Source organism: Sphingomonas sp. Leaf242 (genome assembly GCF_001422045.1).
Classification (GTDB): Bacteria; Pseudomonadota; Alphaproteobacteria; order Sphingomonadales; family Sphingomonadaceae; genus Sphingomonas.
This window is the reverse complement of record NZ_LMLW01000002.1, coordinates 20,978-36,467: the sequence shown is the minus strand read 5'-3', so window position 1 is coordinate 36,467 and position 15,490 is coordinate 20,978. Positions and strand designations below refer to the sequence as shown.

General features: G+C 57.9%; 19 protein-coding genes and 2 pseudogenes. 14 read left to right on the top strand and 7 right to left on the bottom strand.

Annotation, left to right across the window (positions count from 1 at the left end; translation table 11 throughout):
- From ASF09_RS19585 to ASF09_RS04275, 3 genes and pseudogenes are all read left to right on the top strand, one after another.
- Positions 1 to 121: pseudogene (locus tag ASF09_RS19585) on the top strand (IS5/IS1182 family transposase); the annotation flags it as partial.
- 26 nt (positions 122 to 147) lie between these two features.
- Positions 148 to 480, top strand: coding sequence for a hypothetical protein (locus ASF09_RS20110; protein WP_156359204.1), 333 nt, complete (start codon positions 148 to 150; stop codon positions 478 to 480).
- Positions 481 to 486: 6 nt separating this feature from the next.
- Positions 487 to 732: a DUF7014 domain-containing protein gene (locus ASF09_RS04275; protein WP_060525050.1), complete on the top strand. Its 246-nt coding sequence runs from the start codon at positions 487 to 489 to the stop codon at positions 730 to 732.
- Between the two features lie 334 nt (positions 733 to 1,066).
- On the opposite strand, the gene ASF09_RS19580 is transcribed toward ASF09_RS04275, so the two are convergent.
- Positions 1,067 to 2,326 carry a methyl-accepting chemotaxis protein gene (locus tag ASF09_RS19580; RefSeq protein ID WP_162237221.1) on the bottom strand — a complete coding sequence of 420 codons (1,260 nt, stop codon included), beginning with the start codon at positions 2,324 to 2,326 and terminating at the stop codon, positions 1,067 to 1,069.
- A 333-nt stretch (positions 2,327 to 2,659) separates the two neighbouring features.
- Here ASF09_RS19580 and ASF09_RS04265 point away from each other — a divergent pair, with 333 nt between their 5' ends.
- The 3 genes from ASF09_RS04265 to ASF09_RS04255 all read left to right on the top strand — a co-directional run bounded on the left by ASF09_RS04265 (position 2,660) and on the right by ASF09_RS04255 (position 4,875).
- Entirely contained in the window at positions 2,660 to 2,899 is a 240-nt protein-coding gene (locus ASF09_RS04265) for a hypothetical protein (RefSeq protein ID WP_060525048.1), read from the top strand.
- Positions 2,892 to 3,878: a sensor domain-containing diguanylate cyclase gene (locus ASF09_RS04260; protein WP_060525046.1), complete on the top strand. Its 987-nt coding sequence runs from the start codon at positions 2,892 to 2,894 to the stop codon at positions 3,876 to 3,878. Before ASF09_RS04265 ends, ASF09_RS04260 begins: the two co-directional genes overlap by 8 nt.
- Positions 3,879 to 4,209: 331 nt before the next feature.
- Complete coding sequence (locus ASF09_RS04255) at positions 4,210 to 4,875, top strand: PAS domain-containing protein (protein WP_060525044.1); 666 nt, start codon at positions 4,210 to 4,212, stop codon at positions 4,873 to 4,875.
- Between the two features lie 596 nt (positions 4,876 to 5,471).
- Here the strand turns inward: ASF09_RS04255 and ASF09_RS04250 are convergent.
- From ASF09_RS04250 to ASF09_RS04240, 3 genes are all read right to left on the bottom strand, one after another.
- Entirely contained in the window at positions 5,472 to 5,657 is a 186-nt protein-coding gene (locus ASF09_RS04250) for a hypothetical protein (RefSeq protein ID WP_156359203.1), read from the bottom strand.
- A 549-nt stretch (positions 5,658 to 6,206) separates the two neighbouring features.
- Complete coding sequence (locus ASF09_RS04245) at positions 6,207 to 7,265, bottom strand: NAD(P)H-dependent flavin oxidoreductase (RefSeq protein ID WP_060525040.1); 1,059 nt, start codon at positions 7,263 to 7,265, stop codon at positions 6,207 to 6,209.
- Between the two features lie 119 nt (positions 7,266 to 7,384).
- Positions 7,385 to 7,714, bottom strand: coding sequence for a barstar family protein (locus ASF09_RS04240; protein WP_156359202.1), 330 nt, complete (start codon positions 7,712 to 7,714; stop codon positions 7,385 to 7,387).
- 300 nt (positions 7,715 to 8,014) lie between these two features.
- Here ASF09_RS04240 and ASF09_RS04235 point away from each other — a divergent pair, with 300 nt between their 5' ends.
- Genes ASF09_RS04235 through ASF09_RS04225 form a run of 3 tightly spaced genes read left to right on the top strand, consistent with a single transcriptional unit; the run spans position 8,015 to position 9,550 of the window.
- On the top strand, positions 8,015 to 8,443 hold the full coding sequence (locus ASF09_RS04235) for a hypothetical protein (RefSeq protein WP_056477245.1): 429 nt from the start codon (positions 8,015 to 8,017) through the stop codon (positions 8,441 to 8,443).
- Positions 8,440 to 8,643 (top strand): helix-turn-helix transcriptional regulator, encoded by a 204-nt coding sequence (locus tag ASF09_RS04230; protein ID WP_055875053.1) that lies wholly within the window; start codon positions 8,440 to 8,442, stop codon positions 8,641 to 8,643. The genes ASF09_RS04235 and ASF09_RS04230 overlap by 4 nt, the downstream gene beginning before the upstream one ends.
- Before the next feature lies 1 nt (position 8,644).
- Entirely contained in the window at positions 8,645 to 9,550 is a 906-nt protein-coding gene (locus ASF09_RS04225; protein ID WP_055875055.1) for an alpha/beta fold hydrolase, read from the top strand.
- A 450-nt stretch (positions 9,551 to 10,000) separates the two neighbouring features.
- Here ASF09_RS04225 and ASF09_RS04220 read toward each other — a convergent pair whose 3' ends face one another.
- On the bottom strand, positions 10,001 to 10,198 hold the full coding sequence (locus tag ASF09_RS04220; protein WP_060525036.1) for a hypothetical protein: 198 nt from the start codon (positions 10,196 to 10,198) through the stop codon (positions 10,001 to 10,003).
- 658 nt (positions 10,199 to 10,856) lie between these two features.
- Here ASF09_RS04220 and ASF09_RS20105 point away from each other — a divergent pair.
- Together ASF09_RS20105 and ASF09_RS20100 are read left to right on the top strand one after the other, a co-directional pair.
- Entirely contained in the window at positions 10,857 to 11,033 is a 177-nt protein-coding gene (locus tag ASF09_RS20105) for a hypothetical protein (protein WP_156359201.1), read from the top strand.
- Positions 11,034 to 11,153: 120 nt separating this feature from the next.
- Positions 11,154 to 11,615, top strand: coding sequence for a hypothetical protein (locus ASF09_RS20100; RefSeq protein ID WP_156359200.1), 462 nt, complete (start codon positions 11,154 to 11,156; stop codon positions 11,613 to 11,615).
- A gap of 486 nt (positions 11,616 to 12,101) precedes the next feature.
- Here ASF09_RS20100 and ASF09_RS21060 read toward each other — a convergent pair whose 3' ends face one another.
- Together ASF09_RS21060 and ASF09_RS21180 are read right to left on the bottom strand one after the other, a co-directional pair.
- Entirely contained in the window at positions 12,102 to 12,230 is a 129-nt protein-coding gene (locus ASF09_RS21060; RefSeq protein ID WP_268795604.1) for a hypothetical protein, read from the bottom strand.
- Positions 12,167 to 12,304 (bottom strand): annotated as a pseudogene (locus tag ASF09_RS21180) (zincin-like metallopeptidase domain-containing protein); the annotation flags it as partial. The pseudogene ASF09_RS21180 and the gene ASF09_RS21060, both read right to left, overlap by 64 nt.
- 450 nt (positions 12,305 to 12,754) lie before the next feature.
- Here ASF09_RS21180 and ASF09_RS04210 point away from each other — a divergent pair.
- From ASF09_RS04210 to ASF09_RS04200, 3 genes are read left to right on the top strand one after another with little or no spacing between them, the layout of a single operon-like run.
- On the top strand, positions 12,755 to 13,711 hold the full coding sequence (locus tag ASF09_RS04210; protein ID WP_156359199.1) for a hypothetical protein: 957 nt from the start codon (positions 12,755 to 12,757) through the stop codon (positions 13,709 to 13,711).
- A gap of 27 nt (positions 13,712 to 13,738) precedes the next feature.
- Positions 13,739 to 14,152: a hypothetical protein gene (locus tag ASF09_RS04205; protein ID WP_060525030.1), complete on the top strand. Its 414-nt coding sequence runs from the start codon at positions 13,739 to 13,741 to the stop codon at positions 14,150 to 14,152.
- Between the two features lie 32 nt (positions 14,153 to 14,184).
- Entirely contained in the window at positions 14,185 to 15,483 is a 1,299-nt protein-coding gene (locus ASF09_RS04200; protein WP_060525028.1) for a hypothetical protein, read from the top strand.
- Positions 15,484 to 15,490 lie beyond the last annotated feature (7 nt).

The window sequence follows — 15,490 nt, the reverse complement described above, 5'->3', positions numbered from 1 at the left end:
CGTCGAGAATGCCTTCTGCCGCCTGAAGGACTTCCGCCGCATCGCTACCCGTTACGACAAGCTTGCGGCTAACTTCCTGTCAGCTGTCGCGCTCGCAACAGCGGTCGCCTTTTGGATTTGAATGAGTCTGAGCCCTAGGACGTAAGTTTGCCAACCCGCCCCGAGGAGCAAAATTGCGAAGCCAAAACATCCTCCGATGCCGAATATCTTTTGAATGAATGTCTGCATTTGACCGCTCCGTTGGGCGGCGATGTGCTTAGCCGAGACTATTGCATCATGCGGATAGACTCTCAGTTCCTGCATTCGGAGGTGATCGTTCTAGCTTTGCAGTTTTTAAGCGGTCAGGAGTATGCAGTAGCCAACGAAGATTTTAGGCAAGCTCATAAAGAGTATGTGGACGGAAATTATGATGACTGCATCCATGACTGCTGCAACTCATTCGAAAGCGTTCTTAAAATCATTCTAGCCAAAAAGAACTAGCTCCACTTGGCGACCGACCCGGCTTCAAAGCTGCTTAAGGCAGTATTTGATAACAAACTCATTCCTGATTACATGCAAAACGAGTTTAGCGGCTTGCGGACCATCCTAGAAAGCGGCGTTCCAACGGTACGCAACAAAGACGGCGGTCACGGCGCTGGCGTAAATCCGCGCAACATTCCCGCGCATATCGCCGGGTTCCAGCTCCACCAGACGGGGGCCGCTATCGTGCTACTTATCGAGGCAGCGAAGTGAGGAGAGCGCGTGGAGGTATCGAGTTCGCGATACAATCTTGGTATCGCGCTGGTATCGCAAATCGCTAGATCATGGCGAAAGCAGTGCGACATTGCTGCACCTTCCCCTCGTAAACGTCAGGAAATTGCAGCATTGGGAGCAATCGCACTGCAGAGGTCTAGCGTTGTGGCGAAACGAATGACCGGTATGGGGAGGAGCGGATAGCAATAGCGGACCTTGCGGTGCTGCGGCAGATCTCGAAAAAGAGTAGTCTTGGGAAAAGCTGCGAGACGAGCCGTATGTTCGATTTGGTAGCATAAACGGCGGCACGCTTCAGCACCAACCATTGCTCTGGCTAACCAGATGATACCTCGACATAGCGCTGCATCAAACTGTCGGCATGATCGCGAAGAACGACGACCTCGCTCAGCACTGCCTCGCTATGCCCGTCGACCAGCTTGGCACTGACGCCGATCTGCCGGACGGCCGACACTGCATCATCGACCTCCTCCCCGACATGAATGCGGGTGGTCGCCTGCAATTCTGCCGTTGCCTTGATCCGGGCAGAGCCCGTCTGCATGGCGACGACGCGCCCAGCGAGAATATCACATCGCTCAACAACCCGCGCGACGGTATCCTCAATCGCCCTCAATTCGCTCTTGATGTGATCGGTGGCATCGGCAGTAAGGCCTGCCAACTGACGTACCTCGTTGGCCACCACAGCAAACCCTCGCCCGGTGTCGCCAGCCCGTGCCGCTTCGATTGATGCATTGAGAGAAAGCAGCCTGGTCTGGGACGCGATGCTGGAAATCTCGCTGGCGACCGCACCGATTCCCTCCAAGTGCCCGCCGAGACCGGCGACGATCCTCCGCATGCTTTCGGCATCGTCAGCTACGTGATCGATGTTCCCGGTGACGCCCGTCAGGATCGTCTCGACCTCGGCAGCCATCGAGACGAGCTGACGAACACCCTGACCCGCCGCATCGGATCTTAGAGCTCCGTCTGTTGCAAGTGCCGAGAGATCCTTGGCCTGCACTTCCAGCTGATAGGCTGCGGTGCTCAACCGGCCCGCCACCGACCTCACTTGCTGAGATTCCTGTTGCCGCTCCAATCGCAACCGGCGTGCGATCAGCCGCTCCATCACCATGCCGGCGAGCATGGAAAGGTGAGATACTTCTTGCCGGCTGAGCCCGTCGGGTCGCGGGCTCGGGTCGAAAATACATAATGTGCCGATGTTGAATCCGCCCGGCGTCGTTAGCGGAGCGCCGGCGTAGAAACGGATATGTGGGACACCTGTAACTAGGGGGTTCTCTGCAAACCGACCGTCGGCACGCGCGTCTGGAACCACCATGACCGCTTCTTGAAGGATCGCGTGCCCACAGAATGCGGCACTCCTCTCAGTTTCCTCAACTTCCAGCCCAGCTCGGGCTTTGAACCATTGGCGGTCGTCATCGATCAGCGAGACCGTGCTGGTGGCCACGCCGAAGAGGCTTTGTGCAAGCATAACTACATCGTCAAATACGCGTTCCGATCCAGTATCGAGAACCTTGTACGATATCAGTTCTTCGAGGCGCTCGGCCTCATTCACGGGAATGGGGAAGGATTTCTTATCCAAAGCTCGTCTCTCATGAAACCGATTTGGGTACATTCATACCAACGAGGACGCTCATGGCCAGCTATCATACTCGCCGGACAAACTGAGCTACGATATTAGAGCCGTTCGCATTGGTCGGACAATCACGAAAGATTGCACTCAACGAACGGCCGCTATCGAGAGCCCGGAATGCCAACCTGAACGTCTGGGTATGGGCGATTCCAGCCAGGGAACATGGCGTTCAGCCGTCCTTTCGCTTCTATTCCCGGGCGCGAGGTCGCTTACCTCATCAGTGAGGCTCGTGTTAATCATTGATTACTACGATCCGGTCACAGCGTCGCGGAGGAGCTAATCGTGCGTATTGATCAACTGCAACCGAGACCTTCCGCCGCCGAACCGCTGGAGATCCCGGCGGAGTTGCTGAGTAGTGTCACGCGACACCAAGCCCATCTGGCACAGCTAATCAAGAGCTTACAGGCCGCGGGACTGCAGGACGACATGATCGAGAGCAGTGTGCGCGTGTTAGTCGACAGCTACGCCGACGAGCTGACCGCAGCAATCCGCGGCATGGCTAAGGATGCCCAAAATGGTTGACCCACTGTTGCAAGACGACGCAGCCAGGGTGTTCGCCTTGGGCCGCCTTAATGTGCTCGACACCTCGATAGAGGAGCCCTTCGAGAAGATTGTAACGCTCGTTCGTACGGTCTTAGCTGTACCAATCTCGACGGTGACACTAGTCGATCGCGATCGTCAATGGTTCAAAGCGCGCCGGGGCGTAGCCGTTTCCGAAACGCCGCGATCTGTTTCGTTCTGTACCCACACGATTCAACAAAGAGAACCGTTCGTCGTCGAGGACGCGCAGAGCGACGAACGTTTTGCCTCCAGTCCCCTAGTCACCGGAGCTCCGCACATCCGAAGTTATGCCGGCGTTCCGCTGCGCACACCGGAGGGTTATAACGTCGGCGCACTCTGTGCGATGGACACGCGGCCTCGGAGGTTCAGCCCGGCTGACGTTGCGATCCTCAGCAACTTTGCGAACATTGTGTGCGACGAACTCGAACTGCGAATGATTGCGCAGGTGGATCACCTCACGGGGGCACTTACTAGGCGAGGGTTCCTGGAACAGGCAGAGCGGGAACTATCGCGCGTGAAGCGTTATGGTCGGCCGAGCTCTATGGTTATGCTCGATGTTGATCACTTTAAGATCGTCAATGATACCTACGGTCACGGTGCGGGCGATCAGGTCCTGAAAAGGATCGCGGAGCTCGCAGGGGTCGCGATAAGGCCGACGGACGTCTTCGGGCGTCTGGGTGGTGAGGAGTTCGCGGTTATTTTAAGCGAGACAGATGCTGAACAAGCTCTTGTCGTGGCGGAGCGCCTACGAACGGCGATTGCTGATGAGCCTATACGCTTGTCCAATGGCACGGCGCTGCGCGTCAGCGCGAGTTTCGGAATCATGCCCCTGTTGCCGTCGATTAGTTCTGTGACGTCATGGATCGAAGGGGCTGATCAAATGCTATACGCTGCCAAAGTGGGGGGCAGGAACTGTACAAGGCTGGCAACATCCAACTGACCAATGCCGCGGAAACCGTTCCGTCGATCTCGAATGCAGGTGCTATTTGCTCACGTAAGCCGGATCTTAGGCGGCCAGCCCTTTTAAAGCCCTGCATGAAGGACGACGGAAAAGGCAGAGAAGACTTAACGGGCCGGCCATCCGTTTGGACTTATAGCGAAAAATGAGATTCGCATGATACCTGAGCTTACAAGCTCATAGTTAGGCCATTACATCCATTAAGGACAGATCCGCGATTCTTTTACATTTTGAATACGGGCAGCTGCAGAAAGGCTACGGGCGTTGGTTGATCCCTATTGATAGCCTCCAAATTTTGGGCAAGAAATAGGCGATGCCAACCGCGCACTGCGTCTCAACCACGAATGGTGTTATTTTAGCGGTGGATCGCGGCTTCCTCGATCTCGTCCAACGTACCGAAGATCAAGTTATCGGAGCATCTTATCGGGATTTAACCCATCCAAACGACCTTGAAAAAAGTGCTATTATGCTATCAATGCTCGTGGATCGGGCTCCCCCTTTCCGCCTGCAAAAGAGATACATTCGCCCCGATGGGAGCGCTGTTGCAGCGTCTTTATTTGTAACGTACTTTAATAACCCTGGGCGGCTGGTTGGTACGCTATTCTGGCATGATTCTGGTAACGAGTTTCGCCCAGAAAGGCTGTGGGAAGCCGCATTGCGAATTCAACATATAGCTAACATTCGCCGAGAAGCATTTGGCGATCGTTTGATCACGGACCCGGTTGGCACACTGCTGGTGGCCATCTATCTCGCCGAGGCTGAAGGACGGGTGGTCGGCGTTGAAAGACTGGCCTCCGAAACCCGCATGGCACCGAGCACGACGAGGCGCTGGATTACGGCATTACAGCAGGAAGGTATTATTTGGGATGACAGCAATGTCGTAGCTGATGTGCAATTCACTCAGTCCGGCATCACTAGAATGGAGGGTATGCTTGCATCTGTGTTTCAAGCTCCAACGCTGTTACCAGACATCGATTGAAGCATGTGAATCACATGATCCAGCTGAGCCGATGCTGCATGATTTTCAATTTGGTCGACAATAGCAAGGGCTTGCCGCAAAAGCTGAACAGCCTCTTGAACGTGGGCTTGCTGATCCGAGACAAACATCGAATCTTTCCTAATTTTTGTTCCGCGCGTCTTTAGTCGTGCGAAGCAGGTGTTAACAACACAATTAACATCCGAGCCCGCAATTTTCCGGATCCGTCACGCGTTTGAAAGGCAGACGCCTTTGGTATTAGCTATCCAATTATAGCACATTGAAGCGATAATTGGTTGTTCTCGGCAATCGATCACGTCCATCGACGCAGAAGCGCGAACCAACCAGATGGAGCCAAGACGGTCGTTCCACCGCCGTGGCGGGGCACCCATGGCGACGTCCCGCCAGCCGCTCTTGGATACGACGCGCTCGACCGGGCTTGCGGTTTTAGCGTAGCCCGATTGCTCTTTCCCAAGTTGGCCGGTCAGAGACCGAGAAACGGGAAAGGTCCCGCTTAACGAATGGCCGTTATCAGAAACGCGGATCGCCAGCCTGAACGTCCGGGTGTGGGCGATAGCGGAATGGCCGGGATGGGAAGGTTAGCTGCCGTTGAAAAGGCTACCGGTAAGCTTGATGATCGCGAGCGAGCAGAAGCGCACGAATGCAGCAAACAGCACCATGAGCGGCAAGTCCCAAAGGCCTTCCTTGTCCCAACCCCATTCAAGATTTAATGCCTGATCGCAAAGGGTTGCAATCCACATGAGCAGGGCGAGGCCGACGAACATCAGGAAGACGCGGTTAACGCCCCGACGTCGGGCAGCGAGGAACCGATCAGAAACCATTTAGCCTTGTCTCACGGCCAGAGGATATCTGCAATTGGGGATAAGCGGAACCGCCGGAATGGGAAGGTTAGCTGCCGTTCCGTGGCTTGCGTAGCGAAGTATACTTCTGCGGCGATGGCGAACGATAGCGACCGTTCGCTCTATATGGCGTCAGGCGATCCACGAGGCTAAACACGGCCCGCGTCACCAGACGATCCTTCCAGAAATCGAGCGCTATAAGCACAGCGATGATAGCAATGCCGATTGTTAATGCTGCCAACGCGCTCAAGCTCGCTCTCCTACCATTGCCCCTACATATAGACAGATCGCCGCGTCCGCTATTAGGCGAAAGCGGCCGGGGTATCGATGACCCGAAATCGGGTACGGCCTGCGCCCAAACCCGTTGAAAGGCGTGGTGGCGGCGGATAGGATATCCGCCGTCCGCCAATGTCCGGAATGGGAAGGAAAGCGGAATGGATCGTTGCGGCTGAGAACCTTCTAAGGCGGAAACGTTTACGCTTTGCAGCCGTCCAGTTCGTCTCGAAGGGCCTGAATGAGTTGAGCCGCCGGCATGGCTCGGCTCAGAGGCGCGCCTTGTCCAGCCCACTGCGCGCCGAAACCATGCTCGCCCTTCGTTTTTGCTGCCGCATGCAGAGCTTTTCCAGCATCGTAAGCGATAGGATAGTCTGGCGGGGCCTGGCCAACGAGTAGCCCAGCGAGCGCTGTAAATCGGTTGGCTAGCGCGCGCGCAGGCCGGCCGGAAATAAGCGGAGTCAGCGTCGTGTGATACGCGCCCGGCCCCGTTAAGGCTGCGCGATATGCAGCGTCGGCAGCGGACTCAGGGCAAGCCACAAACGCAGTGCCAAGCTGTGCCGCGACCGCGCCGAGATCGAGCGCTGCCGCAATGCCGGCACCATCCATGATCCCGCCGGCTGCAACGATCGGAATGCCTACGTCTCTAACCAGCAACCGGGTGAGCACTGCCATGCTCAACTCGTCATCGGGCGCGTTCGGATCGAAGATGCCGCGGTGCCCGCCCGCCTCTATACCCTGAGCAACGATCGCATCGACGCCGGCCGCTTTGATCGAGCGACCTTCTTCAAGGTTCGTAGCGCTTGCCAGCATGTAAATGCCACATGAGCGTAGCACCGAGAGAACCTCGGGGGATGGTAAGCCGAAGTGAAAACTGACGACCGGTGGCGCCAAGTCAATCAGCGTGGCCACCATTTCGGGATCGTCGGCGAAGCTCTTGTATATGGTCCGGAGCGTTGGCGGGGGAGTCGCTTCGAACTCGATAAAAAATGGCGCGAGCAATTGAAGCCACGCAGTCTCACGGACGGAATCTACCTTCGGACGAGCATGAACAAAGAGATTTACATTGAAAGGCCGGTCCGTGCGGCCCCGCACTTCCTCGATCATTGCACGCGCGCCGACTGCATCGGTTGCGCCTACTCCTATCGAGCCGAGCGCACCGGCTTCTGAAACGGACGCCGCCAGTAGAGGCGTGGAAACGCCTGCCATAGGCGCTTGGATCAACGGCAGTGTAAGATCGAAGCGATCAACGAACGACATCAACGCAGCATCCTTACATGAACCAATGACCGCTTATGGCCTTTGCTGGAACTCCTGTGAACGGCAGTAAAGGGGCGTAGGCGGAATGGCGGGAATGGGGAGGACAGCGGACCGTCCGCTTAGGCGCGGCCATCAAGGAAAGCGGACACGTTATCGGCAATGTCTAACGAAGCCCGGTCGGAATTGATGTTTGCTACCGCGCCATATTTCGTGAGTGCGGAAAACGCTTTCGTTAGTTCATCGAAGGCCACTTTGCTTGCCGTATCCAACCCCGTAACAACGACGCGCAATGGCGTTGCGACCTCATTGATGTCGCCGACGATCATGGAGTCGATCAGGGCGGGTATGCTCTCTCCATGCCACTCTGGAGCGCCCAGCTTTCTTAGAAGAGCGCTGTAAAAATCACTTGGCGTCTTCCAGTGCTGGGCATCGAGTTCGACGATGTTCATTGTTCTCACTTCCTGGCCCTCGACACGGCCATGCTGGATCAATGGCGGCTTTAGGGCAACTCGTTCGAACGCCTGAACGTCTTGGAGTGGGCGTAGGCGGAATGGCGGGAATGGGAAGGAAAGCGGACGGTCCGCTTTGAGAATGGGGTGGCAATTAGCGGACGTTGCTGATGGGCTGCCGCCTTTCGCAAAAATGGTGACGTTGGGGATATAAAACTCACTTCCGCTGGAAAGCCTGCTTGACGTAAAGTGTGCTTTCCATGACAAGCGTCCTTCACAACGAATCGAAGGGGCTTCCAAATGACCGTCCACGTCGCCAACACCCGCTACCGGGACCCCGCAACCAAGCGATATAATCGCCGGATGATCGGCGCGATGCTTAGTTACATCGTGTTGCTGTTCGGCGTGCAACGTGCCTTCGACCTCGACGCTATGCACGGCCCTGCTCGCTGGGTGCTGGCGGCACTGCCAGGACTGCCGATCGCGGCCGTTTTCTGGCTGATCGGCGACATGATCCTGGACATGCACGACGAATATCTACGGCTTCTGGAAGTGCGCAAGGCGATGATCGCGACCGGCGTGACCATGACGCTGGTATCCATCCTGGGTTTCCTCGAGATGCTGGGCGGCGCGCCGCATCTGCCGCTCTTCTACGTACCTGTACTGTGGTTCGGATCACTGGGAGTCGGCCAGTGCGCCAACATGCTGATCGAGCGTCAGAGGTCGTGATCAATCATCTGCGTGCGTTACGCGCTGCTCGCGGATGGTCGCAACAACATCTCGCCGACCTTTTGGAAGTGAGCCGGCAGAGTGTCAACGCGATCGAGACCGGACGCTACGATCCATCGCTTCCACTAGCCTTCAAGCTCGCCGAACTGTTCGACCTCGCCATCGAAGACGTCTTCGTCAGCCCTTCAAAGGAGCAATAACATGATCCGTGACCTCGGTTTGAGCATCGCGGTATCAGCCATGACTATCGGCACCGCTTTCCATCCTGTCGCAACCCATGCCGCAGCATCCAATCGGATCATGCAGATGCCGCACATTTCAGCGATTTCCATAGGCGAAGGCACGCCGGTCGTCCTGATCCCCGGCCTGTCGAGCCCTCGAACCGTGTGGGACGGCGTGGTAGCTGGTCTTGCCAAGGACCACCGCGTCTATGTGGTACAGGTCAACGGTTTTGCCGGCGACGCCCCAGGTGCGAACCTGTCGCCTGGCATACTCGAAGGCATAGTCGAGGACCTCCATGCGTTGATCGAACGCGAGAAGATCGCAGGTGCCGCGATCGTTGGTCACTCGATGGGAGGGCTCGTTGCGCTGAAGCTGGCCGAGAAGCATCACGCCGATCCCGGTCGGATCATGATCGTCGACGCACTACCTTTCATCGGCACGCTATTTTCACCCGCCGCGACCGTCCCCATGGTCGAGCCGCAGGCCAAGGCGATGCGCGACGCGCAGGTGGCCAGCTATGGCAAACCCGTCAGCGACGCGGCCGCGCAGGCGATTGCAGATCGGCTGGCATTGAAGCCGGTATCGCGTGCACTTGTGTCGGGCTGGGTGAAGACGGCCGATCCGAGAGTGTCCGGCGCCGCGATGTACGAGGACATGACCAGCGACCTGCGCCCCGTGATGAAGACGATCGTGACGCCGATTACGCTGGTCTATCCTTGGTCGGTCGGCGGGCCGACCAAGCCGCAGGCGGATGCGATGTATCATGCAGCGTACAAGGATGCGCCGCATGTCACCTTCGTCGATATTGGTGATGCCCGGCATTTCGTCATGCTCGACCAACCGGCACTGTTCCAGAAAGCGGTCGGTGCGTTCCTGTCGCGCTGATATATTGCGATGCGCCCTGCAGAGGTAGGGCGGCTGCTTGCCGCTCTGAAGTCAAATCACCGGTTGACCCAAGTCGCGCGCCACTCATCGATCTAGCCTTTCTCCGTTTGCAACCCCAACCTGAGACCGTCGATTTGGCAGCGTGCAAGCAGCCGTCCCGTCATCCCCTTTCGCCAATCTGTTCCCGTTCGATCATTCTCGAATTTGCCAACCGGAGATCGAAAAATGGGAAAGATCGAAATTAACGAATGTCCGCTTTCGGTGTTGCGGAGCGGCAATCGGGGCGTCTTTTGTTGGGCGTTAGCAGAATGGCCGATATGGGAAAGGAAAGCGGCCAGTCCGCTATGAAGGGCAAATGGCGTTAGCGGGCGCTGCCAGACGCTGCGGTCTTTCTCGAAAAGCATCGAGAAATGGGAATTGCTACCGGGTGTGCCGAACCCCGCGGTAGTGTCAGTTAGTCGTAGCGCAGCGACCACCGCCTCTTTTCATCCGAACGAGGCCTACAATCGCCAAACCGATTGAAACCCCCATTGCCCCGCCGATCAGATTGTCCGGCACATGCTGGCTCACCAATACCGGCATAAGCACCGCCGGCATGATCGCGGGGACGATGACGAGCGGCAGGTAGCGGGTTCTGGCGTTCTTCATGTCTAGCTCCTGGATTGCAGGGTTAGCAGCGTCTCACACGGCTGGTTCCTCGACAAGATGCTACGAACGCGGAATCACCGAGATGGGCAGGAAAGCGGACGTTTGGGTGTGCGGGGTCAGTAGGCGTTGGGTAAGACGCCCGGCAGGCGGCAAAGGTGCGCAAAAGCGGCGATTGTCCCGGCGTCGTCTGATCCGTGACTCTGAAAGTCGATGTTGAGCTCACGGGACACGAAGTTCTGGCCCCATCCCATACCGCTCACCCGTCGTAGGAATAACGCAAACGCCGCGGGGTTGGGGGCAGTCCAAACGAAATAACTGCCGCCCTGAGCCCGGAGTGGGTATGACCACGTTTCGGATAGCCTAAGGGCCGGTGATGTCCCGGATTTCACAGTCGTATGACCGGCGGGATAGACCTCTACGGCAAAGTCCCATGCACCTTTGCGAATTAACTGACACGTCGCGTTGATCCGATCTCCTTTGGGAGAAACCGTACTGAGGTAATAACCTCCTGTGGTCGCTCGAATACTGAAGACAGCAAAAAAGCTAGGATTGTTTTGAGCACTGAGCGGCGACGGCGGCAGTGCTATCAGCGCCGTTCCCACCGCCATCGATAACAAACGTCCCATGTGACTCGCCTCCGTAGGGGCACGATACTCGGATGCGTAACGTCTACAACTGGCTCCTAGGCAGCGTTATCGTGCTTCTCAGCACGGCCCTGCTGCTCGGCGCGGTGCACTTCGCCAGCACCGCCGTGGACAAGCGAAAAGTTCGATGGCTTACAACGCTGAGCGTCATACTGTCGATCGCAGGCGTGGCCATCGTTATCGTTACATGACGACCGCTTTGGAGAGGATTGCGGCCCGGCTACTTTTAGGCGAGGTTCGATGAAAGCAGATGATAACCGGCTTCCATTTCCACCGCGCATTTGCCTCAACGACGTAGCGGGAGATAGCAGATGACTGCTTTTTTGATCGGCCTCATGCTGACAGCCGCCTCTCCAAGCTTGGCAAATTCGACGGTCGTCTGCAAAATTGGAAGCATCGCCATTCACGATCTATTAAAGGTCAACAGCAACGAAGAAATTGATACTTACTATGCCGGTGCTGATGCAAATCGCCCTGATCTGCTGACGGTGTGCCCTAAGCTCAAGAGCGAACTTCCCAAAAGCTATCCGATTGCAGATGATGATGCCCGATCGCGAGCCGCAGTGCATGCGCCTGCTCCCGGCCAACACGTTCGAGAAGCCTTCATCTATTCTGTGGGTGTTCCAAAAATCAGTAGCGACTCTAAAAGCGCCGTCGTCCATTTCGGATTTTCGTGCACAGGCCTTTGCGGCGCGGAATTAGAGGTTCGCTATATTCGCACCTCAAAGGGATGGCAGCGCAGCGGTGAGATCCGCACGCTCTCCGTTTCTTAGCGCACTAAAAGCTGAACGATAGGCAGATTGCGGGAAAGCCGCCGCATCGTCGGAATGACCGATTATGGGCGGAACTGCCAAAATCGCGGGGCAGGTAAGACCCACAAGACGACATTCAGCGGTGGTTGCACGCTACCCAACTTCGGACATCGGTTCATGTTTGCTCGATGCCTGAACAAGCGGCCGCAGAATGAGAAGAAGTGGGACTTTACTGCCGTTCCTCAGCAATGTGCGGAACGGCGGGGTTATTCGCGGGCCCACTTACAGCGTGTGCCCGACCCAAGCACGGAGCGAGGCATAAGATGTTAGCATCACACTAATAGCCATCTTGAGATGCTGGAACCGTAGACACTGGCGATCGCTAAAATGACGTCAGCTCACCGCGGCGGCGGGAATTCAGAGTTGCGCCGCCCTCCCGCTAAACCCCACATAGCGGGCCTGAAGAAGGTGCGTTGCCTAGGTGGCTTTTTACGCTCAAGCTTTCGATCATGCCGCCACCTCCTGCGCTGCGTCGTCCACCACGCCGGTACGGAACCCGAGCAGATAGTCGGCCGCCTTGCCCGACTGGCAGCACGGAAGATCGCGCGAGAATCCTCGCGCAACACGTCGAGCCATGCGCCGATGTAATCGGCATGGCGCACGGTCGGCATGATATCCAGTTCCGCGCAGGTGAACGCACTGTACATCTCGCAGCGAATGGCTGAACGCCTACAAGATCGAAGATGGAGCCGCGCTGAGCGCATCCTCGCCGACAATTTTTTGGCAGTCTATCCAGACGATCGCGTCCTTCGCAATTCCGACCGGATCGCGGCCGCGGCGTCGCGGCCCGTACCATCGAAACGCTTGTCGGAGTAGCGGCCGCGGATCAACGCTATCACCAATCGGAATAACCGCAAAACCATCACGCAAATTCGTTTTGAACAAACCAAATTTTACGCCAGTCAGTTCACTCGGAATATATTCATTCCATTTTGGATCAGCTTCTTGTTGACTCCATCATGGTGCATATTAACCCCTAAATCAACCGGCATATCAAAAATCTATTCGATTCGATCGAATGTTGCTTGCCACATAATGGGACATTCGAATTTTCCGTATTACTAATCGCTGTCATAAATCTATGATCGATAGGAAAATGCATGGCAAACATAGATGTTGCTAGCGGCATTAAACTTGCCAGCTTGAATGCGCTCATATCACAATATTACACATCTGCTTCATCGGTCAGCCCCCTACCCTATCCCATTGCCGGGCAAGTTGTGAAGTCGATCGATAATGTCGGGCAGGTCACGCTCGACTGGCAGATCGACGGCGCGCCGAGCCTCGTCTTCGGTCCTCCCTCCCAAGATGTATGGGACGCCTCGCTGGACGCCAACGGAAGCACCAACGGGCAGGATGGCAATCCGGTGCCTTCGGGCCCCGTCGTCCAGCTGCTGATGCCTGCGCTGTCGGCGTCATTTGTCATCGGCAGCAATCCGCCCGTGGGCGGCCAGACGCAGAACCTCGCCACCTATGCGACGCTCGCCTTCCCGGCAGGTGAGATCGACATTGATCTTCTCGGCCTCACGATCGATGAGAGCGACTTCTCCGCCTGGGACAAGGCGATCTTCAACGAAGTGCTGGTCCCGCAGATATTCAAGATCGCCGGTGAGATGATCGGTGTGGTGCACCTACCGCAGATCAGCTGGGAGGGCGTGACCCTCAATCCCATCCACCTTTCGATCGCGGGCGACCAATTGTTCGCCGCCGCGACGCTGACCACCAATTCGGCGCCGCTGGATATAACCGGGGTGACCTTTCCAACCGATCCGGTGTTCGTGGTCGCCTCCAGCAACCTGTTCGACACGGCGCTCGCCGCCGGTCTCAAGCCCTACCAGGGCAAGGCCTTCGCGGATTCAGGGGACTTCAAGGGGCTGGCCGACTGGGACTATTCCGGCACGCTCAACTCGGTCACCGCCACGTTGTCGGCGGTATCTCCACTCACCATCGACGCGTCGGTCACGCTCAGCCTCAACGCGGGGGGCAAGCTGACCCCAGCGGGTATGGCGCTCGCTGCCGTCGGTTGCGCGCTGGGCGCCGGTTTGCTCGCAGCCTGACCCAGCGACGCGGAAGGAAACGCATCCATGTCCGACATGCTCGACTATGATATCTCGATATCGCCCTCGCCCGCGACCATCTCCGTCACGGCCGCGTTCACACCCGATGCGAAGACGGGCGCGTCGCAGCTGGTCGCTACGGTGGCATCAGTCCCCGAGGTCACCTTCAGCCTGACCCCGGCCGGCAGCATCATCCAGAAGATCGCGTCCGCGATCGCTTGGCCGATCGCGCAGCTGATCGCGGCCTTTTGCAAAGACAAGCCGCGCGACGCGCTGCAGGGCGAGACGATGACCCTCTACACGCTCGGCACCTACAGCGCCGATACGGTCGCGGTCACGCCCTCCAGCGTGCAGCTTGGGTCGGCCTCGATAGGCGGCACTGCCATGGTGAAGATCACCGCGACGTTGACCGCGTCCTACGCCGCCCCCGCCCAAAACTGATCCAGCCGCCCGGCTTTCCGGAGTATTCCGTCATGAACAGGATCGAATCCTTTCTTACGCGCCTCACGTCCGATGACGTGTCGGCCTCCCTTTCCGGCGCGTTGCCCGACCAGTTCGATGTGGCCAAGGCCGGGCCTTACCCTCTCGCCCGCCATGCCGCGTTGCCCGACAGCGATCTCGGCGGCGAATTGCTCCTCGAACTGGACGACCTCGGCTGGGGCCCCGTACGGGTCGAGGCGATCAACCCGGATCCAGCCAGCGGCGAAGTCACGATCACCCTGGGGCAAGCGCGCCTCACCGGCAACTATGCCCTGTTCGGGCTGGAAAGGCCCGATGTGGAACTCGACACCGGCGGCTGGATGGAGCCGTTGTCGGCTTTCCGTTCGGCGGCCGATCCGCAGCAGATCACGCCCGAACAATTCGACCAACTCAATCAGGCGAACGCTCAGCGCGACCGCTTGAGCCAGACCGCCAACGGCCGTTTGATGCTGAGCAACTACGACCAGTATAATGACGACTATAATCAGGTCTTCCAGACCAATTCGACCTTGCGCGCAACCTGGTCGGTCAATGGCGCCACCCAGGCGATGATGGACCATACGTCGGCCGCGCTGGACACCGGAAACATCGTCAATCCGCCGCCGAGCGAGCAGACGTTCGGGGCGAAGGGCGTCGCCTATAACGACAACGCACTGACCCAGCAGCTTGCGGTCTGGGCCGCCTGCTATGGAGCCAAGTTAGTTCCCGCCGCCAACGCCAGCGCGACCTTCTCTTCCTCGGTTCAGAGCAATACCGGCAATACCGCCAAGGTCACCAATCCGATGACCGGCGACCAGGTCTATGGCGTGGTTCAGACCGGTACTGCCCCGTCGAACGTCAGTGCCAACGGACTGACGGCCGAATTGCACCCGACCCATATCGCCCTTGCCCGGATCGTAGAGGACAATCATGTCGAGGACGACCTTGCACTGCTGGCCGGGCACGGCATTGATGAGCACAAGATCGCCATGGTGCGCGCGGTCCACGCTGCGGCGTTGCGTCTGAACGAACCGGGCCGCCGGGTGCCGGTGCACCAGGGCGATGCGAAGGCCGAGACCGGCCCCACCACCTACCGATACAGGCTGACCGAACAGCCGGATGGTGCCGTGACGCTGCGGCTGGTACAGAGCTCGCTCCGGCTTGACGATCTCGACCTTGGCACAGGTAGCTGGCCGAACGCGGCTGCGGGCGACAGCGCCGCGGCGGCGGGCTTCGTTCGCGGCATCCTGGAGGACCGGATCGCCAGTGCCCTTACCCGCACACTTCGCCGGCTGGCCAGCGTAGAGGCATGAACGCACT